The organism is Pseudomonas sp. HLS-6 TE3448, from assembly GCF_053629555.1.
On the sequence record NZ_JBRJIO010000001.1, the window covers coordinates 170001 to 194040 of the forward strand.

The 24040-nt window shown below is 58.9% G+C and carries 23 protein-coding genes (1 of these 23 running past the window's edge); 11 read left to right on the forward strand and 12 right to left on the reverse strand.

Annotated features, from left to right (window positions below; all coding sequences use genetic code 11):
• Positions 1 to 910, forward strand: the 3' portion of a protein-coding gene (locus AB7M23_RS00775; RefSeq protein ID WP_102053364.1) for a diguanylate cyclase. It extends 155 nt beyond the left edge of the window; the window shows 910 of its 1065 coding nt (coding positions 156-1065); its start codon lies off the left edge, out of view; it ends in the stop codon at positions 908 to 910.
• 82 nt (positions 911 to 992) lie between these two features.
• Here AB7M23_RS00775 and AB7M23_RS00780 read toward each other — a convergent pair whose 3' ends face one another.
• The 8 genes from AB7M23_RS00780 to AB7M23_RS00815 all read right to left on the reverse strand — a co-directional run bounded on the left by AB7M23_RS00780 (position 993) and on the right by AB7M23_RS00815 (position 6428).
• The gene (locus AB7M23_RS00780) at positions 993 to 1316 is read right to left on the reverse strand and encodes a DUF2025 family protein (protein WP_102053365.1); all 324 of its coding nucleotides are present in this window, start codon (positions 1314 to 1316) and stop codon (positions 993 to 995) included.
• 185 nt (positions 1317 to 1501) lie between these two features.
• Positions 1502 to 2359 (reverse strand): efflux RND transporter periplasmic adaptor subunit, encoded by an 858-nt coding sequence (locus tag AB7M23_RS00785; RefSeq protein ID WP_102053366.1) that lies wholly within the window; start codon positions 2357 to 2359, stop codon positions 1502 to 1504.
• Between the two features lie 11 nt (positions 2360 to 2370).
• A complete protein-coding gene (locus AB7M23_RS00790) occupies positions 2371 to 2577 on the reverse strand; it encodes a DUF1656 domain-containing protein (RefSeq protein WP_454240038.1) in 207 nt (68 codons plus the stop codon).
• Positions 2564 to 4552, reverse strand: coding sequence for an FUSC family protein (locus AB7M23_RS00795; RefSeq protein WP_454240039.1), 1989 nt, complete (start codon positions 4550 to 4552; stop codon positions 2564 to 2566). Before AB7M23_RS00795 ends, AB7M23_RS00790 begins: the two co-directional genes overlap by 14 nt.
• A 255-nt stretch (positions 4553 to 4807) precedes the next feature.
• The gene (gene ccoM, locus AB7M23_RS00800) at positions 4808 to 4924 is read right to left on the reverse strand and encodes a cytochrome c oxidase subunit CcoM (protein WP_281182074.1); all 117 of its coding nucleotides are present in this window, start codon (positions 4922 to 4924) and stop codon (positions 4808 to 4810) included.
• Positions 4925 to 5060: 136 nt separating this feature from the next.
• Entirely contained in the window at positions 5061 to 5219 is a 159-nt protein-coding gene (locus AB7M23_RS00805) for a hypothetical protein (protein ID WP_099775586.1), read from the reverse strand.
• Between the two features lie 78 nt (positions 5220 to 5297).
• The gene (locus tag AB7M23_RS00810) at positions 5298 to 5621 is read right to left on the reverse strand and encodes an aspartate-semialdehyde dehydrogenase (RefSeq protein WP_065760568.1); all 324 of its coding nucleotides are present in this window, start codon (positions 5619 to 5621) and stop codon (positions 5298 to 5300) included.
• A gap of 123 nt (positions 5622 to 5744) precedes the next feature.
• Positions 5745 to 6428 (reverse strand): M949_RS01915 family surface polysaccharide biosynthesis protein, encoded by a 684-nt coding sequence (locus AB7M23_RS00815; RefSeq protein WP_454240040.1) that lies wholly within the window; start codon positions 6426 to 6428, stop codon positions 5745 to 5747.
• 129 nt (positions 6429 to 6557) lie between these two features.
• Between AB7M23_RS00815 and rapA the strand changes: the two genes are divergently transcribed.
• Positions 6558 to 9404, forward strand: coding sequence for an RNA polymerase-associated protein RapA (gene rapA, locus AB7M23_RS00820; RefSeq protein ID WP_454240041.1), 2847 nt, complete (start codon positions 6558 to 6560; stop codon positions 9402 to 9404).
• 78 nt (positions 9405 to 9482) lie between these two features.
• On the opposite strand, the gene AB7M23_RS00825 is transcribed toward rapA, so the two are convergent.
• A complete protein-coding gene (locus AB7M23_RS00825) occupies positions 9483 to 10370 on the reverse strand; it encodes an NAD(P)-dependent oxidoreductase (protein WP_454240042.1) in 888 nt (295 codons plus the stop codon).
• Positions 10371 to 10575: 205 nt separating this feature from the next.
• On the opposite strand from AB7M23_RS00825, the gene AB7M23_RS00830 reads away from it, so the two are divergent.
• Positions 10576 to 12759: a hypothetical protein gene (locus AB7M23_RS00830; protein ID WP_454240043.1), complete on the forward strand. Its 2184-nt coding sequence runs from the start codon at positions 10576 to 10578 to the stop codon at positions 12757 to 12759.
• A 212-nt stretch (positions 12760 to 12971) separates the two neighbouring features.
• Here the strand turns inward: AB7M23_RS00830 and AB7M23_RS00835 are convergent, their stop codons facing one another.
• Entirely contained in the window at positions 12972 to 13277 is a 306-nt protein-coding gene (locus tag AB7M23_RS00835; protein ID WP_065760572.1) for a DUF2288 domain-containing protein, read from the reverse strand.
• Between the two features lie 362 nt (positions 13278 to 13639).
• On the opposite strand from AB7M23_RS00835, the gene AB7M23_RS00840 reads away from it, so the two are divergent.
• The 5 genes from AB7M23_RS00840 to AB7M23_RS00860 all read left to right on the forward strand — a co-directional run bounded on the left by AB7M23_RS00840 (position 13640) and on the right by AB7M23_RS00860 (position 18638).
• Entirely contained in the window at positions 13640 to 14767 is a 1128-nt protein-coding gene (locus AB7M23_RS00840; RefSeq protein WP_065760573.1) for a branched-chain amino acid ABC transporter substrate-binding protein, read from the forward strand.
• Between the two features lie 228 nt (positions 14768 to 14995).
• Positions 14996 to 15919: a high-affinity branched-chain amino acid ABC transporter permease LivH gene (gene livH, locus AB7M23_RS00845; RefSeq protein ID WP_065760574.1), complete on the forward strand. Its 924-nt coding sequence runs from the start codon at positions 14996 to 14998 to the stop codon at positions 15917 to 15919.
• A complete protein-coding gene (locus tag AB7M23_RS00850) occupies positions 15916 to 17172 on the forward strand; it encodes a high-affinity branched-chain amino acid ABC transporter permease LivM (protein ID WP_454240044.1) in 1257 nt (418 codons plus the stop codon). Before livH ends, AB7M23_RS00850 begins: the two co-directional genes overlap by 4 nt.
• Complete coding sequence (gene livG, locus AB7M23_RS00855) at positions 17169 to 17936, forward strand: high-affinity branched-chain amino acid ABC transporter ATP-binding protein LivG (protein WP_065760576.1); 768 nt, start codon at positions 17169 to 17171, stop codon at positions 17934 to 17936. Before AB7M23_RS00850 ends, livG begins: the two co-directional genes overlap by 4 nt.
• Entirely contained in the window at positions 17937 to 18638 is a 702-nt protein-coding gene (locus tag AB7M23_RS00860) for an ABC transporter ATP-binding protein (protein WP_065760577.1), read from the forward strand. It abuts the gene before it with no gap.
• A 76-nt stretch (positions 18639 to 18714) separates the two neighbouring features.
• On the opposite strand, the gene AB7M23_RS00865 is transcribed toward AB7M23_RS00860, so the two are convergent.
• A complete protein-coding gene (locus AB7M23_RS00865) occupies positions 18715 to 19623 on the reverse strand; it encodes a LysR family transcriptional regulator (protein WP_065760581.1) in 909 nt (302 codons plus the stop codon).
• Between the two features lie 98 nt (positions 19624 to 19721).
• Between AB7M23_RS00865 and AB7M23_RS00870 the strand changes: the two genes are divergently transcribed.
• The 3 genes from AB7M23_RS00870 (at position 19722) to AB7M23_RS00880 (ending at position 22774) form a co-directional block, all read left to right on the forward strand.
• Complete coding sequence (locus tag AB7M23_RS00870; RefSeq protein ID WP_454240045.1) at positions 19722 to 20321, forward strand: short chain dehydrogenase; 600 nt, start codon at positions 19722 to 19724, stop codon at positions 20319 to 20321.
• A 70-nt stretch (positions 20322 to 20391) separates the two neighbouring features.
• Positions 20392 to 21057 (forward strand): COG3650 family protein, encoded by a 666-nt coding sequence (locus AB7M23_RS00875; RefSeq protein ID WP_454240046.1) that lies wholly within the window; start codon positions 20392 to 20394, stop codon positions 21055 to 21057.
• A 103-nt stretch (positions 21058 to 21160) separates the two neighbouring features.
• Positions 21161 to 22774 carry an NAD(P)/FAD-dependent oxidoreductase gene (locus AB7M23_RS00880; protein ID WP_065760584.1) on the forward strand — a complete coding sequence of 538 codons (1614 nt, stop codon included), beginning with the start codon at positions 21161 to 21163 and terminating at the stop codon, positions 22772 to 22774.
• Between the two features lie 56 nt (positions 22775 to 22830).
• Here AB7M23_RS00880 and AB7M23_RS00885 read toward each other — a convergent pair whose 3' ends face one another.
• Positions 22831 to 23925 (reverse strand): PLP-dependent cysteine synthase family protein, encoded by a 1095-nt coding sequence (locus AB7M23_RS00885; protein ID WP_454240047.1) that lies wholly within the window; start codon positions 23923 to 23925, stop codon positions 22831 to 22833.
• Positions 23926 to 24040: the final 115 nt, after the last annotated feature.

Genomic DNA, 24040 nt, shown 5'->3' on the forward strand with positions numbered 1-24040 from the left:
CCTGGCTTGGCCGCACATTGCTTATCGAATCGCATTGAGATCCAGAACACCCTACGACGCTGAACGCCGAAACCTGTTGGTCGACTCGTTGATGGGTGGATTCTGGGCCGCAACCATGCAATTCAACCCGCTACCCAGCGTAACCATCCTTTCGATGATGACGATGAACAATGTGGCCGCTGGCGGCAAGCGTCTGTGCCTGTCAGGGCTGCTGGCTCAAGGTACGGGCATGGCCGTGTCTATTGCCCTGTTCGGCCCCGGCCTTCAGTTGCACAGCACCTCACTGCAGGTCTATGCCTGCCTGCCGATGCTCACCCTTTACCCGCTGGCAGTGGGAGGCGTCTGCTACCAGTTGGCAATCAAGCTAGCCGAACACAAGCGTGCCTTGAGTACCTTGAGCCGCACCGACAGCCTGACCGGCCTGCTCAACCATGGTTCGTGGAAAGACGCCCTACAGCTCAAGTTTCAGAGATGCCAGCAGGACTGTCGGCAAGCAGTTATTGCCATTATCGACATTGATCACTTCAAGCGTATCAATGACACGTACGGTCATGTCGTCGGTGACTGTGTATTGCGCCAGTTGGGCACCGAGATAAAGAAAAACCTGCGTGAAGACGACCTGGCCGGGCGCTATGGGGGCGATGAGTTCTGCGTGATCCTGCCAAACATCGACATAGAGCAAGCCGTTCAGATCATGGAACGCCTGCGCGAAAAAATCAGTGCCTACCGCAACGAGCAGCTACCCGATCTGCGCATCACCCTGAGCATTGGCCTGGCCCTTTGCCACGAAACATTCGACGACCCCGTGAGCTGGCTCGATGAAGCCGACAAAGCGCTTTACAGCGCCAAGAACAACGGCCGCAATCAAGTCAGCTTCGCCGCTGCACGACATACGCCAGCGTTCACCTAGCCTGAGGCCCGCGGCATCTCCCCGTGCGTATTGACCTGATCGCTGGCGGTTATAGACGCGTTCATTGTCCTTGGCAGAACACTCAAGCCACTATGCGGCGCCGCGCCGAGATCTCTGGAAGATCCTTACGCCGCAGATAGACCCGTAGAGGCTCACTGATGTTTAGCCGCTCGTCGATGTTCTGCGTCAACAACACCTCGATGAGATCACGACCCAGTGTCATGACCTCATCGCTGCTGCGCCTCCAGACGAACTCACTGCTGGGCGTGATGCTGTCTTCAGCCACGTCCATGCCAAATGAGTCCTCGCTGAATCGCACGATGTGCTTATCGAGCTTACGATTGAAACCGACGAAGCCCTTGAGCTGATCGGCTGCGGCGCAAATGTCCTGGGACGTGATGTGCATGTCCAACCTCACTGATACAGAAAGGAATGGCACGCCTGGCAACGGAAAAAACACCGAGGTTCCCTCTGCTGGGGAATTGATGCGGCTTAGCCTAATGGAAATAAGCCTGCGTCGGAAAAGGTTTTTGATGCTCTGTATTCCGGGTAAAGGCGTGTCACCCTCCACTCCCCCATAGCACTGAAACTTCAGTTCTCCTGAACCTGAACGCTGGCCGTCATGCCGGCACTCAGGATGACGTCCTTGGGAGCCTGATCGAGCTTGATCCGCACCGGAATGCGCTGGGCCAGACGCACCCAGTTGAAGGTAGGCTCGACTTCGGCCAGTAACTGGCTGTCGGGGGTAGCGTTGCGGTCAGTAATGCCGCGACTGATGCTCTCGACATGGCCTTGCATTGGCTCACCAGCGCTCATCAGCCAGACTTTCACCGGCGCGCCGACCTTGATGCGCGGCAGTTTGGTTTCTTCGAAGTAGGCCTGGACATAGAAGGTCGAATCATCCACCAGTGCCATTACCGGTTGGCCGGCGTTGACGTAGTTACCTTCAGCCAGCCGCAGGTTGGTGATATGCCCGCTGCGGGGCGCCCGAACGTCGCTACGCGCCAGGTTCAACGCGGCAGCCTTTACCTCCGCCCGGGCTTCACGCAATTCACCACGAGCAACAGCAGCAATGATCTGGGCATTTTCGCGCAACTCGGCACTGATCGCTTGCGGCCCCAGCGCCGCACGACGTGAAGCTTCCTGCTCGCGCAAGCGCAGTTGATGCTGGCGGGTTTCGGCGACCGCATTGGCCTTTTCAAGTGCCGCCTCGAAGCGGTCCCGATCAATCGACATCAGCAGATCACCCGCCTTGACCGCCTGGTTGTCATGGGCCTTGAGTTCTCGCACCCACCCGGAAACGTCCGGAGCGATGATGACTACATCGGCGCGAATCTTTGCGTCACGGGTCCAGGGTGTCAGCATGTAGTAACGCCACAATTCAAGCCCGGCAAACACCGCGACAACGACCAGACACAAGGTCACGGCAACACGGACATAAGCACGCATGGTCAAACTCCTTACAGAGGCCCGAGCACACGAGTGATCAGGGTCAGGATACAAACAAACAACGCACAATCGAACAACGCCTCATGCCATACCCAGCTGCCCAGAGGGGTTAGCCTTAGCAGCAGACGCACCACACCCGTCAGCAGCAAGGCCAACAGCACGTACACCAAAAACGGGCTGAGCAGCACGCCGCCCACTGCCCACTCACGCAAGCCCATGCAGTTCCTCCTGCCGACGGCACCATTTGCCCCAGCTCTTTTGCAGTTGCAGTACAGCACCTATCGCCAGGCGCAGAGGGTCACTTGACGGCTGTCGCTGCAACACAGTGATAAAGGTTGCGCTGGCTTCATCAAGTAGTCCCTCACGACCAGCCCCTGGCCCCAGCGCCAGCACCTGCTCAAGCTGCTGTAGATACGCACGCTGAGCCTGAAGCAAAGGCATTTGGGCAACCTCGAGACACATGCGCAGGTGCAGCAACTCATCACCGATATCCAGCCCATGCAGGCCATCGTCCCAGCGCTCACGTGCTTGCACCGGCAACGCGGCGTAGTGTCGCGCCATCTGTAGCAGACGATCTGCCATACGCCCGCCAAACCAGGTTTCCGCATCCCGTAGATCACGCCGGGTCAAGCGCACCAGGTCGCTCTGCGTCGCAGCCCGCAGACGGCGGCCATGCCAGGCGGGATCACGTAACACCAGCAGTTTGAACGCCAACACTGCAGCGCCGACACCGACCATCATCGCCTGGGCACTGTTGAGGAACACCGCCACATCAAAATGCATGGCGTTGAGTGGCGCGACCAGGACGATGAAATGCAGGCTGTACGAGGTGGCCGTAGCGCCGATTTTCGGATTGGCCATACCTAGCGCGCCGAAAAACAACGGCACGCCCATCGCCATGCACAACATGGGGAAACCACTCCACTGTGGCAGCAGGATCTGCCCCACGAAAAACGCTGTCGGAATAGCGAGCAGCATTCCGCGCAAGAAGCTCAGACCGATCTGCGCACCATTTTCGCGGCTGGCGAACAGGCTGCAGACCACGCAGGTCAGCACCAAGCCACCCGGCGCTGATAGCCAGCCAGTGGCCAGCCAAAAACTGGCCATCGCCAGGAACGCCAGCGCACTGCGCGAACCGAACAACAATGCCAACGGTAGATCGCGGTGCACTGCCAGGCTGTCAGGCAGGTCGGCCGGCGCCTTACCCTCCTCAACCGCATGTAGTGCCACGGTGGCGTTCATGATCTTATCCAGCAACAGCGTCAACCGGGCCAGACAGTAGTGTTCTGCAGAGCTGCGCGCCTGATCACTGGCAGCCTCCCAAACACGTTGGCGCAGCAGCAACAGGCTAGCCAGATCCGGCGCTGCCAAGGCCTCGTAAACCTTGCTGAACCAAGGTGCCACCTGTGCTGCCTCGCGCTCATCCAGCTGTCGCCACTGGCGTCGCACCGAACGCGCTATACGCAGCAGAACGAGCAACGTCTGGCTCAAGCCGCGAATGGCCCGCCCCCGCTCACGCCCCAGATGCCCCTCGAACCAGGCATGTTCACGCTGCGAATCGACCGCAACAATGCGCCCAAGAATATCCAGCAGTTCTCTACGGTCCTGCTCTTCGCCGATCAGGGAAGCTCTCGCGGCCTGCATGCCACTCACCCATGCCTGACGCGCTTGCCCGGCCAGTTGCTGTTCAACCCGCAATGGCCAGAGCAGCGCACTGGTCAGGGTGGCACATACGATGCCCAGGCAAATCTCGGTGCAACGTGCCACGGCCTGATCGAACACCAACAACGGATGATCAACCGCCGGCAGTGCAATAATGGCCACGGTGTAACCGGCCAGCACGAAGGCGTAAGCCCAAGCACTGCGCAACAGTGTCGAGCAGGCCGTACACAGTGCCAACCATAAGGCCAAGGCCAACAGGAACAACCAAGGCGTCTGCGCAAAAAGGCCGATGAACAACACCGACATGACCGTGCCGACCAAGGTCCCCAGCAAACGGGCCAACCCCTTCTGCACCACCATTCCTGATAGCGGCTGAGCAACGATAAAGGCTGTCATCAATGCCCAGGCAGGCTGCTCAAGCCCCCAACGCAACGCCAGCCAAAGCGCCAGCCCACCGCCCAGAAGCGTCTTCAGGGCAAATTGCACAGCGCGCATGTTCGGCGCCAACAGGGCCTGCAGAGTGATCGGCACGAGACGAACCTTGATGAACAGTAATCTAACGATAGACAGTTAAGCGGCAATGAATCAGAGCCAGATTACTAGCTAGCTAACTATTATTCGTCCAGCAGTTTGTTTCCGCATCATCACCCACTTGCCCGCCGACCTTGCAAGCGATACCCATGCCTGCAGAAGCGTGCTAGCGCGAGCGCCTGGTTTTTTTCAGGCAAAAAAAATGGGCGACCGAAGTCGCCCTAAATGCCTTGCGTGCTCGTTGTATCGGAAGAATCAACGCGATTTGCGTTTGCTCGAATCCTTCCAGATGAAAATGCCCAGGCCCGCGAAGAAGAGCAGCATCAGCCCGACTGTCACAACGCCAGCGATAACCACATTATCGAAGAACATATCGGCCTCCATTCGCCTGCACCTGTTTGATGGGGCCTAAGTTAGCGAATAAGGCGGGAGGGAAAATTGACCGAGGTCAATAGCGCCCACCAGAGCTGGGGGCGATGCAGGTGCAGGGTTGACCTGCATCAAGTTTTCAACGCTTCTTGGGTTTGCCCTTGGGCTTTTTCTTGCCCTTGCCCAACGGCATGGCCTGTTCAAATGCCTGACGGACTTCATTCAGGCGCTTCTCGTTGAGGTCGTGAACGCGCTTGGCACGCTCGGCACCGAAGTCGATCAGATTGTCTTGGCTCATGGTTAGCTCGAAACGCTGACGGCAGAAGTGGCAATAATGAAGGCTAAGGCTCGCGCTGACCAGTACAGCGGTGTTTCTTCAGACTTCGATGTCGACCAGCAGCCCCTGACGTGGCTGCTCACCCATCAGCGGCGCCACCGGCACCGTATTGTCGGCATTGACTTCGTCGCCCGGTACGGCATCGTACTGCTCGTCGTGATCTCTGCGGCGACGCTGTTGGCGGCGCTGTTGCTCACGCATTAAGTAGGTGTCCTGTTCCGGATCACGCTGCTTCAGGTTAATGCTGCCATCACCGGAACTCGGTTGGGCTGGCACCACGGGAGGGATGTCCGGTGTCGGTTTGACCGGGTCCAGTTGCGAGGTTACGGGCGCAGCACTGAGCGGAATGATAGGCGGCAGCATGGGTGGGTCTCCTGTCGCCAGTGTGTCGGCCGCAACCCCATTACCTTGAGCCGAGACGGGCACATTCGCGCCTGATGAGTTGGGCGTCCTGAACGATCAGTATAGCCTGGGCGGCTGGCACCGCTATTGAGCCGCGTTGTCGTCACCACCGTCGATATGGCTCCAGGGGCGCTTGTAGACTTTGCTCCAGACAGCCTCCAGATGATCACGCAGTACTTTGGGGGCATTCGTCAACGACGGGCTGTCTTTGCGCTCACCCCCGTATGAACCGTCACCAGGCACATTTACCAGCGACTGCCCTTCGATGGCGTAATACGCCTGCCCCTCACGCAACTCGACCATGATAGCGTGAGGGTCGATACCTCCGCCGCAGAAGGCGTGGCTAGCGATCGTCAACTCCGCCACCCCATCATTGTTCAGGTCACTGACCTCCGTGACATCCGGGTAGAACCCGACATCAAGGTCCAGGCCAGCGCAGGTGGTTTCGTTGTCGATCTGCCAGCGCGACTTGAACGGTTCATCGGCCGTCGTTCGACCATAGAGTGTCGCGATCAACACCACTTTATCGACATCCTCAGCCATTTCTTCGTCGGTTGCCTGGCCGTCGGTACGGCTCAATACCAGCAAGCCCTCACCGTCTTTGTCGCGAAAATGCACTGTCTTCAGCGGGGCGTCGACGCCCAGCGCATCAATCTGCGCCGCGGGCAACGGTGCAAGCACCTCAAAGCCGCCCTGTCCACAGGCTGAAAGCAGTACCAGGCCGCTCACGACGAAAGGACGAAGTAACCACAAGCGCTTTACAGACATGGCAAGACAGTCCTTCTGTTGCGGGTCATGCAGCATCGGCAGATTTCGTCGACGAAGTTGCTAGACTCTTTGGTCTACAGAGACCTATCCGTTAAGATAGTCGGCTTTTCATGGCGGGAGTCAGGCAGTATGGCGCAGCAGTATCAACCGGGGCAACGCTGGATCAGCGACAGCGAAGCCGAGCTAGGTCTGGGGACCGTTCTGGCACAGGACGGCCGCTTGTTGACCGTGCTCTACCCGGCCACTGGCGACACTCGCCAGTACTCCCTGCGCAATGCGCCACTGACACGGGTGCGCTTCTCGCCTGGTGACCAGATCACCCATTTCGAAGGCTGGAAGATGACCGTGCGTGAGGTCGATGATGTCGACGGTCTGCTGGTTTACCACGGACTGGATGGCCAGAATCAGGCCTGCACCCTGCCGGAAACCCAGCTGTCGAACTTCATCCAGTTCCGCTTGGCCAGTGACCGTCTGTTCGCAGGGCAAATCGACCCACTGCCGTGGTTCTCGCTACGTTACAACACGCTGGAACATACCAGCCGTCAGTTGCAGTCGTCACTGTGGGGGCTGGGTGGTGCGCGCGCCCAACCCATCGCCCACCAGTTGCACATTGCCCGCGAAGTTGCTGACCGCATTGCGCCACGTGTTCTGCTGGCCGACGAAGTGGGCCTGGGCAAAACCATCGAAGCCGGCCTGGTTATCCATCGCCAACTGCTCTCGGGCCGTGCCAGCCGCGTGCTGATCCTGGTACCGGAAAACCTCCAGCATCAGTGGCTGGTGGAAATGCGTCGTCGCTTCAACCTGCAGGTTGCCCTGTTCGATGCCGAGCGCTTCATCGAAAGCGATGCCAGCAACCCGTTTGAAGACACCCAGCTGGCCCTGGTGGCTCTGGAGTGGCTGAGCGAAGACGAAAAAGCCCAGGATGCGCTGTTTGCCGCGGGCTGGGACCTGCTGGTGGTCGACGAAGCCCACCACCTGGTCTGGCACGAAGATCAGGTGAGCCCTGAGTATGCGCTGGTTGAACAACTGTCCCAGATTATTCCAGGCGTTCTGCTGCTGACGGCAACCCCTGAGCAACTCGGTCAGGACAGCCACTTCGCCCGTCTGCGCCTGCTTGACCCGAACCGCTTCCATGACCTGGCAGCCTTCCGCGCCGAGAGCGAGCACTATCGCCCGGTAGCCGAAGCCGTCCAGGAACTGCTCGATGAAGGCCGCCTGTCACCCAAGGCCCACGCGACCATCCAGAACTTCCTGGGCGCCGAGGGCGAAGCCCTGCTGGCGGCGGTCAACGACGGCGATACACAGGCCAGCGCCCGCTTGATTCGCGAGTTGCTCGACCGTCACGGTACCGGCCGTGTTCTGTTCCGTAACACCCGTGCCGCAGTCCAGGGCTTCCCTGAGCGCCAATTGCACCCGTATCCGCTGCCCTGCCCCGATCAATACATGGAACTGTCGCCGGGCGAACATGCCGAGTTGTACCCGGAAGTCTCATTCCAGGCCCAAGGCGACACCAGCGAAGATGAACGCTGGTGGCACTTCGACCCACGGGTCGACTGGCTGATTGATACCCTGAAGATGCTCAAGCGGGTCAAGGTTCTGGTAATTTGTGCTCACGCCGAAACCGCCATGGACCTGGAGGACGCCCTGCGTGTGCGCTCCGGCATTCCCGCTACAGTCTTCCACGAAGGCCTGAGCATCCTGGAGCGCGACCGTGCCGCCGCGTACTTCGCCGACGAAGAATTCGGTGCTCAGGTACTGATCTGCTCAGAGATCGGCAGCGAAGGCCGCAACTTCCAGTTCTCTCACCACCTGGTACTGTTCGACCTGCCCGCTCACCCGGACCTGCTCGAGCAACGTATTGGCCGCCTGGACCGTATCGGCCAGAAGCACACCATTGAACTGCATGTGCCGTACCTGCAAGACAGCCCGCAAGAGCGCCTGTTCCAGTGGTACCACCAGGCCCTGAATGCCTTCCTGGCCACCTGCCCTACCGGCAACGCCCTGCAGCATCAGTTCGGCCCGCGCCTGCTGCCGCTGCTGGAAGACACTGATGTCGAGCAATGGGAAGCGCTGGTCACTGAGGCGCGCGCCGAACGCGAGCGCCTTGAGGCCGAGCTGCACAGCGGTCGCGACCGCCTGCTGGAGCTCAACTCCGGTGGTGCCGGCGAAGGCCAGGCACTGGTCGAGGCGATCCTGGAGCAAGATGACCAGTTCGCCCTGCCGATCTACATGGAAACCCTGTTCGACGCCTTTGGCATCGATAGCGAAGACCATTCGGAAAACGCCCTGATCCTCAAGCCAAGCGAGAAGATGCTCGACGCCAGCTTCCCGCTCGGCGACGACGAAGGTGTGACCATCACCTACGACCGCAATCAGGCGCTGTCGCGGGAAGACATGCAGTTCCTCACCTGGGAACACCCTATGGTGCAGGGTGGCATGGACCTCGTCCTGTCCGGTTCGATGGGTAACACCGCTGTAGCGTTGATCAAGAACAAGGCGCTCAAGCCTGGCACCGTGCTGCTGGAACTGCTGTACGTCAGCGAAGTGGTAGCGCCACGCGCCTTGCAGTTGGGCCGCTACCTGCCACCAGCCGCCTTGCGCTGCCTGCTCGACACCAACGGCAACGACTTGGCCGCGCGGGTCTCGTTTGAAACCCTGAACGACCAACTGGAGAGTGTGCCCAAGGCCAGCGCAAACAAGTTCATCCAGGCTCAGCGCGATGTGCTGGCGCCACGGATCAACGCAGGCGAAGCCAAGATCATGCCGCGTCATGCCGAACGCGTAGCCGAAGCGCAGCGTCGTCTGGCTGCCGAGACCGAAGAAGAACTGGCGCGCCTGACCGCGCTGCAGGCCGTCAACCCGAGCGTACGCGACAGCGAAATCGAAGCCCTGCGCAAGCAAGGCAGAGATGGCCTGGCCATGCTCGAGAAAGCCGCACTGCGCCTGGAAGCCATCCGGGTACTGGTTGCCGGCTGATCGGTATCGGAACGCCTTGCTGGCAAACCCGGCGTCTACAGCACAATAAACAGTGTGCTGTAGACGCCGGCCTTGGTATCAGTCCTTGCGCCGATACAGCTGCACCAGGGTTGCCGGATCTTTTTGCAAGTACCCCTGACTACCATGCAAACGCATCAATTGGGCAGCAAGCCCGCTGATGGGTGTGGCTGAACCCTGCTCACGCGAAAACTTGACGGCAGTATCAAGGTCCTTGAGCAAGGTGCGCACATGCCACTTGACCGGTTCAAAACGGCTTTCGGCCATTTGCGGCGCGAGAATCTGCAAGGGCTTGGAGTCGGCAAAACCGCCAGCAAGGGCTTCGGCAATGAGGCGTGTATCAACCCCAGACTGCTCGGCCAGCGCTACCACTTCAGCGATCACCAAGGCATTACAAGCAACAATCATCTGATTACACGCCTTGGTCACCTGCCCTGCTCCAACCGGCCCCATATGGGTGACACGCTGGCCCAGGGTCAGTAAAACCTGCTGCACCCGAGCCAGATCCTGCGCAGCACCGCCGACCATGATCGCCAGGGTGCCGGCCTCAGCGCCCGGTGTGCCTCCTGACACAGGTGTATCCAGCCAACTCATGCCGTTGAGCGCCGCCAGCTCGGCAGCCATCTCACGGGTGGCACCAGGCTCAATACTGGAAAAATCCACCAACAACTGCCCGGCCCTGGCACCACTGGCCACGCCGTTTTCACCAAACACAACCTCACGGACCACCGCAGTGTCGGCCAAACACAGCATCACGACATCGGCGTACTGGCACAATTCGGCAGGTGTAGTGGCCAGGCGAGCCCCCGCGGCAACCAAGTCTGCACACTTTTCCGGTGAACGATTCCACACCGTCAACGGGTAGCCGGCCGCCAAAAGCCGCTTGCACATGGGTAGCCCCATAAGACCGATACCAGCAAACCCCAACGAAGGTCGTGCAACACTCATGAAACACTCCAGAAAGTTTGATTAAAGAAGTTGCGCAATTGGACGATCAAGATTGCAGGCGTAAACAGAAAATTTACCTACAGAGTTTTAGGGAAAATCCCAGGACTCACACCGACGGCTCGTGACTAAACCCGCACAACCGGTTCCGTGAGTACTCTATGATGTTCCCTTTGAACAGCCATCCCCCCAAGGCACACGGCACACAATGACTTCCAAGAACACTCCTGCCAATGTGGTTTCCGAACTGATGTCGTCTACTGCCACGTACACTGCTACAGGGTCCAGGGAATACTACGGCACTCGCACGCTGAACCCACAGCAGTACCTGTACTACACAGAAACCGACATCCAGCGCATCCTCGACAACCTCGACGGCCTGCGCGACCTGGTCTTTCCGCCAAGCCCACATCAGGAAGATGAAAGCCAACTGCGCCTTGATCAACAGTTCCCATCGGTCTGCCTGATCGGTTTGGGCCGTTGTGGTTCGAACATTGCCTTGGACGTCGCAGAACTGGTCTACAACGCGCGCACCTTCTACCTCAATGAGTTCAACAATGAGGAGAGGGTCAGCAACGACATCAGCTACAGCCCGGCGCGATGGATCCGCAACAACCTGCGTCTGGTGCAGAACAAGAGCAGCAAACCGGTCTTTCTGGTTGAACCACTGGTGATGCTGGGCGACCTGGACAAAGACATCGCCGGGCGCATCCGCTTCTCGCGCAAAGGCGAGACCAGCGGTTTTATCCGCGATTACAGCAAAATGAAAATCATGGACCTGTCCGAGGTTCATGCCGGGGGTGCCGGTAACGCACCGATCCTGGGTCAGTACCTGGCGAAGATCATCCTGAACAAGGAAACCCAGCGTTTCTCCAGCACTGACTGGAAGCTGATCCATTCGTACCTGATCGACTCCTGTGGCATCAAGGCCAACCAGTCGCGCCTGTACTTCTACATTTTCAGCGCCGGTGGTGGTACCGGCTCGGGCATGGCCTCGGAGTTCGGCCTGGCCCAGCAGTACTCCTACATGAACAAGACATTCGACACCAAACCGGCTGACGAGAATGACGGCAAGAGCGGACACTCGTTCGTCTTTGAGCCGATCTTCACCAGCGGTATCTGCGTACTGCCGAACATCTCCGACCACCGAAGCGAGATGTCCGAGGCCCTGCACATCAACGCCGGACGCCTGCTGTGCAAGTATCTCTCGGAAGAATGGGACTTCTCCTACAACTTCGACAATGAAGACAGCAGCGAAGCCAGTGTCATGGGCCGTATTCGCCCCTGGAACGCGATGATGCTGATCTCCAACGACATCATGCGTTATGCCGAAGAAAGCGATGACGGCACTATCCAGAACATTGATGTCAATGCGATGGAAAAGCACGCGAACCAGTACATCTCGCAGCAGATCTTCAACATCCTTACCGCCCAGGCGGTAACCACCGACTACGATCAGGCCTACTTCCGTCGCGCCGGTATCGATATTGGAGAAACCATCCGCCTGGATGCCAATGACCTGTTCATGAGCCTGGCAGGCCCGGTGGCCATTGCCTACGCCGAATCAGTGGTACCGGAACAGCAGGCCCCGAGCTCGGACAAGTTCAAGGTGTTCGAGAAAGAGCAACCTCGCCTGGATATCGACGACCTGTTTTTCCGCTCCATCGACTTGCCGCACTTCAACAAGCAGACCCAGGCCATTGAAGGCATCAGCCTCTTGCCGATTGAGTCCAAGCGCTACCGCGCAGCCCTGGAGCAGTACAAGACCTCCGGTTATGACGCAGCGGCACTGCATGATCTGCATTTCTTCAAGAACTGCTCCTCGGTGGTCTCGATCGTCTCGCTGCCCAAGGACTACAAGCTCTCCTACATGGACCTGAACCGGCTCAAGACCCACCTCAACAGCCTGTTCCCCAATACGACGCTCAAGCGCTATGCACTGGTCATTGGCGCCTCCGCCAACCTGTCGCTGACCACCCTGATCGCCAAGAGCCCGTGCCTGTCGGACGACTTCCTGACGCTGATCGTGGCCTTCATCAAGCGTTGCTTTGCGCGTAACCCGTACCGTTTCGACGATACGCTGGACAACGCCATGCTCGACTTCATCACCAGCGATCACTTCGACGAAAACCACATCGATGAGCTGCTCAACGAGTTCGAGAATCCGGCCAAGATCCTCGATACCAACTGGTACGCGATCAAGCCGATGTATGAGAAGAAGTACCGTGAGCTGATCAATGACAAGAGCAAGTTTGTCTCGATCAACGACATCCGGCTTTCACGCGAATGCGTGAAGAAAGCGGTGAAATACCTGCGAGAAATTTACCGTCACCGGATTGGCAAGACACGGGTTATCTCCCTCAACACCCATACGGGCAAGGTTGATTACTGAGATACCCGTGATCAGGGCCCGGTTTCGCCGGCGCCAAGATCTGCGCAGCCTCGATGGCTGCGCAGATCTTCCTCACTCGCAAAGCGGCTCTTATCAATCGGTACGGACTGTTACCGCCCCCCCTTGAAGTCGCTGGACTGTTACCAAGTGTCACCCCGGCTGAACAGTACCGCGCACCAACCATGAGCCACTGTGCATTTTTGCGCACCAAATCAGGGCGCCGGTTTTTCCTGAATCACGATCCAGGGGGAAACCACCACCGCCCATATCTGCGGATCTCGCGCCTGAAGGTCTAGCGCCTGCTCATCAGAGAGTTTGCCGACAGCACCCTCAGCGTGCCATGCAGCAAAGGCTTCGCCCCGGTTTTCGGCCATCGCCTCGGCGACCTCGATCAGGTCCAGTGTCGGCTTGACCCAAATCAGGTCACCCTTGGCCCAAAAACGCTCCAGTGCTTTCCACTCAATGACCGCGGTCTCGCCGAGCAGTTTGGCATAGAGGGTGCTTACTTCATCAGTCATGGGTTCCTACCAGAAATAATTCGGCTGCTAAAAGCCGGTATTTTTGCAGAAAACCCAGTTTCAAATAAGCAATTGATCGATGAGTGCAGGAAAAGCCAAGGATTGCCGACATATAGGGCAAAACTGAAGACGCTTTTTTATAACTTTCAGTCAATTAAGCGACGCGCCCAGGTTTTGCCTCTGCGAGCCCGCTTTTCAAGCGATGAAGCGGCGCTCTACACTGTACCGGTACAGTTGCCGGGGGTAAGGCCGGGGAAATTCGGGTCTGCGGTATGAGGCGAGGCCTCGACGGAGAACCTGATCCGGTCCTGTAGCTTTGGCCGCCAGGACTATAAAAAATACAACAGAATGAGTGGAGCACTATGAGTAAGGCTACTAAGCAGATTTCCAAGCTGTTTGCCGCAATGGTTCTGGCCGGGGTTGCCAGCCATTCGTTTGCCGCCGATACCATCAAGATCGGCATCGCAGGTCCCAAGACCGGTCCGGTCACTCAGTACGGCGACATGCAGTTCATCGGTGCCAAAATGGCCATTGAGCAGATCAACGCCAAGGGCGGCGTCGACGGCAAGATGCTCGAAGCCAAGGAATACGACGACGCTTGCGACCCGAAACAAGCCGTGGCCGTAGCGAACAAAGTGGTCAACGATGGCGTCAAGTTTGTCGTCGGCCACCTGTGCTCCAGCTCTACCCAACCTGCCTCCGACATCTATGAAGATGAAGGCGTGATCATGATCACCCCGGCAGCCACCAGCCCGGATATCACTTCCCGTGGCTACAAGATGATCTTCCGCACCATCGGTCTGGACAGCGCCCAGGGCCCAGCGGCTGGCAACTACATTGCCAACCACGTGAAGCCGAAAGTCGTTGCCGTTCTGCATGACAAGCAGCAGTACGGTGAAGGTATCGCCACCGCCGTGAAGAAAACCCTCGAAGAGAAAGGCACCAAGGTTGCCGTCTTTGAAGGCCTGAACGCTGGCGACAAGGACTTCTCCTCGATCATCCAGAAGCTCAAGCAAGCCAACGTCGACTTCGTCTACTACGGCGGCTACCACCCAGAGCTGGGCCTGATCCTGCGTCAGTCCAAGGAAAAAGGCCTGAACGCCAAGTTCATGGGCCCAGAAGGCGTCGGCAACGACTCCATCTCGCAGATCGCCCAGGACGCCTCCGAAGGCCTGCTGGTTACCCTGCCGAAATCCTTCGACCAGGACCCTGCCAACAAGGCACTGGTACAAGCCTTCGCCGACAAGAAGCAGGACCCGACCGGCCCGTTCGTGTTCCCGGCCTACTCGGCTGTAGAAGTGATTGCTGAAGGCATTAAGGCCGCCAAGAGCGAAGACACTGCCAAGGTAGCTGCGGCTATCCACGCGGGCACCTTCAAGACCCCGACAGGCGACCTGTCCTTCGACGACAAAGGCGACCTGAAAGACTTCAAATTCGTGGTCTACCAATGGCATTTCGGCAAACCTAAAACCGAAGTTTCGCCTCAATAACCCAGTCTGACCATTGACTAAGAAGCCCACTGTGCGAGCAGTGGGCTTTGTTTTACGAGGTTCATGGACCTGATTCCCGCGATCCGGGAGCTGGTTCACCTGAAAATCTTAAAACCGTCACCAGCGGTTCGCTGGCAGGTGCTGGTACCGAAGTGGCCAAAGACCACAAGGCACCACACGGGGCTCCCCCACCAGTGAAATGCGTATCAGGTTTTTAGGAGCGCTGTAATGCCTGAGATCTATCACTTTTTCCAACAGCTGGTTAATGGTCTGACCATTGGCAGCACCTATGCCTTGATAGCCATTGGCTACACAATGGTTTACGGCATCATTGGAATGATCAACTTCGCCCATGGCGAGGTCTACATGATCGGTTCTTACGTGGCCTTCATCGTCCTTGCCGGGCTGGCCATGATGGGGCTTGATTCTCTGCCGCTACTGATGACCGCCGCGTTTCTTGCGACGATCGTCGTGACCAGTGCCTATGGCTACAGTATTGAACGGGTCGCTTACCGTCCCTTGCGTAACAGCAACCGGTTGATCCCGCTGATTTCTGCCATTGGTATGTCGATTTTCCTGCAAAACACGGTACTGCTCTCGCAGGACTCCAAGGACAAGTCCATTCCCAACCTGATTCCGGGGAGTTTCTCCTTCGGCCCAGGTGGTGCTGAGGAAGTCCTGATTTCCTACATGCAGATTCTAGTGTTCGTGGTCACTCTGGTGGCCATGACCGGCCTCACCCTGTTCATCTCCCGTTCGCGCTTGGGCCGTGCCTGCCGTGCCTGTGCCGAAGACATCAAGATGGCCAACCTGCTGGGGATCAACACTAACAACATCATCGCCCTGACCTTCGTCATCGGTGCCGCACTGGCAGCCGTGGCGGCCGTGCTGCTGAGCATGCAGTACGGTGTGATCAACCCTAACGCCGGTTTCCTGGTGGGCCTGAAGGCCTTCACCGCGGCGGTCTTGGGCGGCATTGGCAGTATTCCGGGCGCCATGCTCGGTGGGCTGGTGCTCGGGGTGGCTGAAGCCTTTGGCGCCGATATCTTCGGTGACCAGTACAAGGACGTTGTGGCATTCGGCCTTTTGGTTCTGGTGCTGTTGTTCCGGCCGACCGGCATTCTGGGCCGTCCGGAGGTTGAAAAAGTATGAACAGACATCTCAAATCGGCGTTTTTCAGCGCCTTGCTGGTATGGGCCGTGGCCTTCCCGGTACTGGGGCTCAAACTGAGCATCGTCGGTATCAACCTGGAAGTTCAGGGTACGGGGCCTCTCACCCTCACCGTGATCGCCGTGTGTTCGGTGCTGATGTTCCTGCGTGTGCTGTTCGACAAGCAGTGGAGCTCACTGATGCGGTCCGCGCCGAAAGGCTCGCTGGTATCGCCCAAGGTCAGCAACTTCCTGACCCTGCCGCGTACCCAGCGCTGGATCATCCTCGGCTTGGTCGTCGCGGCGCTGATCTGGCCGTTCTTCGGCTCCCGTGGTGCGGTCGATATCGCCACCCTGATCCTGATCTATGTGTTGCTCGGGCTGGGCCTGAACATCGTGGTCGGTCTGGCCGGTCTGCTCGACCTGGGTTATGTCGGCTTCTACGCCGTCGGCGCCTACAGCTACGCGCTGCTGTCGCACTACTACGGCCTGAGCTTCTGGATCTGCTTGCCGATTGCCGGCCTGATGGCAGCCACCTTTGGCTTCCTGCTCGGTTTCCCGGTACTGCGCCTGCGCGGTGACTACCTGGCAATCGTGACCCTGGGCTTCGGTGAAATCATCCGCCTGTTCCTGCGTAACCTGACCGGGCTGACGGGTGGCCCCAACGGTATCAGCAACATCGAGAAGCCAACCTTCTTCGGCCTGACCTTTGAACGCAAGGCCGCCGAGGGCATGCAGACCTTCCACGATTACTTCGGCCTGCAGTACAACTCGATCAACAAGGTGATTTTCCTGTACCTGGTGGCATTGCTGTTGGCGCTGTTTGCACTGTTCGTGATCAACCGTCTGCTGCGCATGCCGATCGGTCGTGCCTGGGAAGCCCTGCGCGAAGACGAAATCGCCTGCCGTGCCTTGGGCCTGAACCCTACCGTGATCAAGCTTTCGGCCTTCACGCTGGGTGCTTGCTTCGCCGGCTTCGCGGGCAGCTTCTTTGCCGCGCGCCAAGGCCTGGTGACACCGGAGTCGTTCACTTTCATCGAGTCGGCGATCATCCTCGCCATCGTCGTGCTGGGCGGCATGGGCTCGCAATTGGGCGTGATTCTCGCGGCCATTGTGATGATCCTGCTACCCGAACTGATGCGTGACTTCAGCGAGTACCGCATGTTGATGTTCGGTGCCCTGATGGTGTTGATGATGATCTGGCGTCCGCAAGGTCTGCTGCCTATGCAACGTCCTCACATGGAGCTGCGTCGATGAGCCGCGAAATTCTTCAAGTCAGCGGCCTGAGCATGCGCTTCGGCGGCTTGTTGGCGGTCAACGGCGTGGCCCTGACCGTCAAGGAAAAACAAGTGGTTGCCCTGATCGGCCCGAACGGTGCCGGCAAGACCACGGTGTTCAACTGCCTGACCGGTTTCTACAAGCCCAGCGCGGGTACGATTCTGCTCGACGGCCAGCCGATCCAGGGCCTGGCCGGTCACCAGATCGCCCGCAAGGGCGTAGTACGAACCTTCCAGAACGTGCGTCTGTTCAAAGAGATGACCGCACTGGAAAACCTGCTGATTGCTCAGCACCGGCACCTGAACACCAACTTCCTCGCCGGCCTGCTCAAGACCCCAGGCTTTCGCCGCAGTGAGCGCGAAGCGATGGAGTACGCGCACTTCTGGCTGGACAAGGTCAACCTCACCGAGTTCGCCAACCGTACGGCCGGTACCCTGGCCTACGGTCAGCAGCGTCGCCTGGAAATCGCTCGCTGCATGATGACCCGTCCACGGATCCTCATGCTCGACGAACCCGCTGCCGGCCTGAACCCAAGGGAAACCGAAGACCTCAAGGCACTGATCGGTGTGCTGCGCGAAGAGCACAACGTCACCGTCCTGCTGATCGAGCATGACATGAAGCTGGTCATGAGCATCTCCGACCACATCGTTGTGATCAACCAGGGCACCCCGCTGGCCGACGGTACACCGGAACAGATCCGCGATAACCCTGAAGTGATCAAAGCCTACCTGGGGGAAGCGTAAATGCTGCAGTTTGAAAACGTTTCCACTTTCTACGGCAAGATCCAGGCGCTACACAGCGTCAACGTTGAGATCCGCCAGGGCGAAATCGTCACCCTGATCGGCGCCAACGGCGCTGGCAAGTCAACCTTGCTGATGACGCTCTGCGGTTCGCCACAAGCCCACAGCGGCAGCATCCGCTATCTGGGCGAAGAGCTGGTTGGCCAGGACTCTGCCCGCATCATGCGCAAGAGCATTGCGGTGGTACCGGAAGGTCGCCGCGTGTTCTCTCGTCTGACCGTCGAGGAAAACCTGGCCATGGGCGGTTTCTTTACCGCCAAGGGCGACTACGAAGAGCAGATGGACAAGGTGCTGCACCTGTTCCCACGGCTCAAGGAACGCTTCAGCCAGCGCGGCGGCACCATGTCCGGTGGCGAGCAGCAGATGCTTGCCATCGGCCGTGCGCTGATGAGCAAACCGAAGCTGTTGCTGCTCGACGAACCCTCACTGGGCCTGGCGCCGATCATCATTCAACAGATCTTCGACATCATCGAACAACTTCGCCGTGATGGCGTGACGGTGTTCCTGGTGGAGCAGAACGCCAACCAGGCGTTGAAGATCGCCGACCGTGCCTACGTGCTGGAGAACGGTCGGGTGGTGATGGAAGGGACAGGGGAAACCTTGTTGACCGATCCGAAAGTGCGTGATGCCTACCTGGGCGGTTGATAACCGTTTTTAGCGGTCAATGAAAAAACGATCCTTCGGGATCGTTTTTTTTTCCCTACCGTCTTACGCCACGCACTCACAATTGCCCCAATACGGTACTGCCACGCTGAAACCAGCGCCTCAGGTAGTCGGCCAGTACCTGAACCTTTTTTGGCATTGCGCTCTGGTAGGGATGTACAAGAAACAGCGGCGTGCTACGGGTCTGAAAGTCCCGGAGCAACCAATGCAGTTGGCCGTTACTCAACTCTGCCGCCAGCATGTAAGACGGCAGGCGAGCAATCCCGACCCCGAGCAAAGCCGCCTTTTTCAGCAAACTGTAATGGTTACTCGCAAAGGAACCGCTGACCGGCACACGCAGCAGTTCGTGTTGTTGGTGATACAACCACTCCTCGCGACCACGGTAGTGACTGTTCAGCAGGCAGCGGTGCTCGCTCAACGCCATTGGGGTCTTCGGCTCACCAAAACGCTCCAGGTAAGCGGGGCTGGCGCACGTCAGTTCCTGCATGGCCAACAATGGCCGGGCAACTAACCGGGCATCGCTCTGGACTTCAGTACGAATCGCCAGATCGAAACCTTCACCCAACAGATCCCGATAGCTATTGCTCAACTCAAGCTCTACCTGCAACTGAGGGTGCGTCTCGGTGAACTCGAGCAACAAGCCTTCAAAAAACGTCTCGCCCAACGACACGGGCACCGTCAATCGCACGGGGCCAGACAGGTCATCCTTGAGCATGGCCAAGGCCTGCCTTGCCCCATTCATCTGCCGGACTAATGCCTGGGCCTGCGGCAATAGCATGGCGCCGGCGGCAGTGAGGCTCAGGCGACGCGTCGTGCGATGCAGCAACTTCACCCCATGGCTGCTTTCCAACTGACTGATCCGCTTCGACAATTGCCCTTTGCTCCACCCCAACTGCCCTGCGGCCAGGGTGAAACTACCGGCATCCATCAAGACAGCGAAGGCCGCCAAATCGTCCAGCTCACTCATGGATTGTTTCCATAGAAAAACAAAAGGTTGCCTATTAGCACGCTTATCGACGAAAAAATCCACCGTAGACTTGGGCCATTCCCCCAAAGGAGCGTGCGATGAAAATTCTGTTGATCGGTGCCAGCGGCACCATCGGCTCGGCAGTGGCAAACGAGCTGGAGCAGCGCCACGACGTGCTGCGCATTGGCCGCACCCGCGGCGACTACCAGGTGGATATCAGTAGCAGCGCGTCTATTCGGTCACTGTTCGAACAGACCGGCCGTTTCGATGCCCTGGTCTGTGCAGCGGGCAACGTGACCTTCGCCGCACTGGAGGATATGACCGAGGAGCACTTCGCCCTGGGCCTGAACGATAAGCTCATGGGCCAGGTCAACCTGCTGTTGATCGGCCGCGATTTCATCAATGATGGCGGCTCCTTCACCTTCACCACCGGCATCACCAGCCACGACCCGATCCGCACTGGCAGCTCGGCAAGCCTGGTCAACGGCGCCATCGACGCCTTCGTCAAGGCAGCCGCTATCGAGCTGCCGCGCGGCCTACGAGTCAACTCGGTCAGCCCGAACGTGCTGGTCGAAGCCATGCCTGCATACGCCCCTTACTTCCGCGGATTCAAGCCTGTGCCCGCTGCCGATGTAGCACTGGCTTATGCCAAGAGCGTAGAAGGCCTGCAGACCGGCCAAACCTATCACGTTGGCTAAACCCTTGAGATTGAGCGCCAGCCTGAGTAACGTAACGACACTTTTCCGGTAGAGACCTGGAGCTCTTTCGATGCGTGTCGCCCCTTCCCTGTTGTTAGCCGCCCTGCTGCCGTTGTTTGCCGGTTGCCAGATGTTTGCCGAGAAGACCTCGGTCTCTACGGCGGGAATGACTCGTCTGCAGGGTGAGCTCAAGGCCGAGGGCGGCAAGCTGCTGTTTCAACCCTGTGGAGAAAGCCGCCGCTTTGTGGTTCAGGACAGCGGCAACACCAGCCTCTTGCAGGAAGCCGCTACCCTGGCCAGCGAGCCCGGCGCACTGTTTGCCGACGTACGCGGTACGCTCAGTAGCAACAGCGGCAACGATGGCCAGTTCAACGTACACCAGTTGTACCGGGTCGAGCGCTCCAACAGTGCCTGCAGCGACCCCAACTTCAAGCGCCTGACCTTGCGCGCCAGCGGCCATGAACCCGAATGGAACGTGAAGGTCAGTGGCAAGGGCATGGTGCTTGACCGCCCTCAGGAAGCCTCCCTGGCACTGCCCTATCTGGAAGAACAACTGCCCGATGGCCGCTTCAACCTGAGTAGCGAAGCCAATGGCCAACGCGTAGAACTGTGGGTAGCGCCGCACCGCTGCGTCGATAGCATGACAGGCGCTGTACAGCACCTGAGTGCAGAGCTGCGTATCAACGGCAAGACCTTGCGTGGCTGCGGTTACTACGGTGGTTCACGCAACGACTGACCGTCGGCGCGTTTATCCTGCCTGAAGCGCTGATGAAAGGCTTATACTTGGCGGTTTGTGCAAAGCTGCCGGCCCTTCCATGGCCGGGATACTGGACCCTGTCATGCTACGAATCACTGAACTGAAGTTGCCGCTGGACCATACTGACGAAGCCCTGCGCGAAGCCATTGTGCAACGCCTGGGCATCAGCGATGACCAGTTGCTGGACTTCACCCTGTTCAAGCGCAGCTACGATGCGCGCAAGAAGAACACCGAACTGCTGTTCATCTACACCATCGATGTGAACGTGCGTGACGAAGCCGCGCTGCTGCACACGTTCGCCGATGACCGCAACATCGGCCCCGCCCCGGATGTCAGCTACAAGCCGGTGGGCCAAGCCCCTGAAGGCCTGACCGAGCGCCCGATCGTGGTTGGCTTCGGCCCCTGCGGGATCTTTGCAGGCCTGTTGCTGGCCCAGATGGGCTTCAAACCGATCATCCTCGAACGCGGCAAGGAAGTACGCCAGCGCACCAAGGACACCTGGGGCCTGTGGCGTAAAAGCGTACTGAACCCAGAATCCAACGTGCAGTTTGGCGAAGGCGGTGCCGGGACCTTCTCCGACGGCAAGCTCTACAGCCAGATCAAGGACCCGCATCACCACGGCCGCAAAGTGCTGAACGAGTTCATCAAGGCCGGTGCGCCAGAAGAGATCCTCTACGTCAGCAAACCGCATATTGGTACCTTCCGCCTGACCGGCATGGTCGAAAACATGCGTCATGAGATTCAGGCGCTCGGTGGCGAGGTTCGTTTCGAGCAGAAGGTTACCGACCTGCTGATCGACAACGATCAGTTGCAGGGTGTGGTGCTGGAAAACGGCGAACAGCTGCATTCCCGGCATGTGGTTCTGGCCCTGGGCCACAGTGCCCGTGACACCTTCCGTATGCTGCACGCCCGTGGTGTGTTCATGGAGGCCAAACCGTTCTCGATCGGCTTCCGTATCGAGCACCCGCAATCGCTGATCGACAAGGCGCGCCTGGGCAAATACGCCGGCCACCCCAAGCTCGGCGCAGCCGATTACAAACTGGTTCACCACGCCAAGAACGGTCGGGCGGTCTACAGCTTCTGCATGTGCCCAGGCGGTACCGTGGTCGCAGCGACCAGCGAGCCTGGCCGCGTGGTCACCAATGGCATGAGCCAGTACTCGCGCAATGAACGCAACGCCAACTCCGGTATTGTCGTGGGTATCACCCCCGAACAAGACTACCCGGGTGGCCCGCTGGCGGGCATTGAGCTGCAGGAGCGCCTGGAAGCGCATGCCTATGTACTGGGTGGCAGCAACTATCAGGCCCCGGCACAGCTGGTCGGTGATTTTGTCGCAGGTCGCCCCTCTACCGCACTGGGTAGCGTCGAGCCTTCCTACAAGCCAGGTGTAAGCCTGGGCGACCTGGCGCCAAGCCTGCCGGACTTCGCCATTGAAGCGATCCGCGAAGCCCTTCCGGCCTTCGACCGCCAGATCAAAGGCTACAACCTGCACGATGCCGTGCTCACAGGGATCGAGACGCGCACGTCCTCGCCGCTGCGGATCACCCGTGGTGCGGACATGCAGAGCCTGAACATCAAAGGCCTGTACCCAGCCGGTGAAGGTGCCGGTTATGCCGGCGGCATTCTCTCTGCAGGCGTCGACGGCATTCGTATCGCCGAAGCCGTCGCGCGGCAGATGCTGGGCCTCAACGACTGATCCGGTCCGTCGGCGCCTGCAAGCGGATTGCAGGTGCCGACAGCTGTACGGGGGCTCTACAGACCAGCGTGCAACACGCTTTCCGGTAGGGGCTCTGCGCGCTCTGCGCAGGCGGCGACAGCGGCAATCAGGCCGTCAAGCTGATACCCCTGCCCATTCAACCAGGCCTGATCGTAATAGGTGGTGGCATAGCGCTCGCCACTGTCACACAGAATGGCAACAATCGACCCCGCCTCCCCCGCAGCCTTCATATGCTGCGCTGCCGCCAACGCGCCGATCAGGTTGGTACCGCTGGAACCGCCGACATGCCGGCCAAGACGCTGAGCCAGGTAATGCATGGCCGCCAGCGACAAGGCATCGGGCACCTTGACCATGGCATCGATCACCTGCGGTAGAAACGACGCTTCAACCCTTGGCCGGCCTATGCCTTCAATGCGCGAACCACACTCCAGCCGCAACGAGCGGTCACCGCTGCAATAGCTCTCGAAGAACACCGAACGTTCGGCATCGGCACACAACACCCGGGTGGCATGCTGGCGGTAGCGCACATAACGCCCCAACGTCGCGGTAGTGCCGCCGGTTCCTGGGCTGGATATCAGCCAGGCAGGCTCTGCATGGCGCTCAAAGCGCATCTGGGTAAAGATCGACTCGGCAATGTTGTTGTTCGCCCGCCAGTCTGTGGCGCGCTCAGCATAGGTAAACTGGTCCATGAAATGCCCGCCGCTCTCACGGGCCAAACGTTCAGACTCTGCATAGATCTGCGTGGGATCCTGTACCAGATGGCTCTGACCACCGTAAAAAGCGATCTGTGCGATCTTTTCCTGGGACGTGCTGGCCGGCATGACCGCAATGAACGGCAGCCCCAGAAGCCGGGCAAAGTAGGCTTCAGAAATCGCCGTGGAACCGCTGGATGCCTCGATAACCGGCGCACCAGGACGTAACCAGCCGTTGCACAGCGCATACAAGAACAGCGAGCGGGCCAAACGGTGCTTGAGGCTGCCCGTTGGATGGCTGGACTCGTCCTTGAAGTACAGATCAACGCTTGGAAATCCCGGCAGTGGCAAAGGAATCAGATGAGTATCAGCACTGCGCTGAAAGTCTGCTTCAATGACTCGAATGGCTTCACGCGCCCACTGACGTTGGTTGCTCATACTGGATTCTCATGGGTTGTGGTCAATGACCCCAGCGGGTCATAAGGAAAATTCCTACAAGACAGACAGATACGGCTGCACTCAAATTTCCGACTCGACTGCTAGGCTAGCCGTC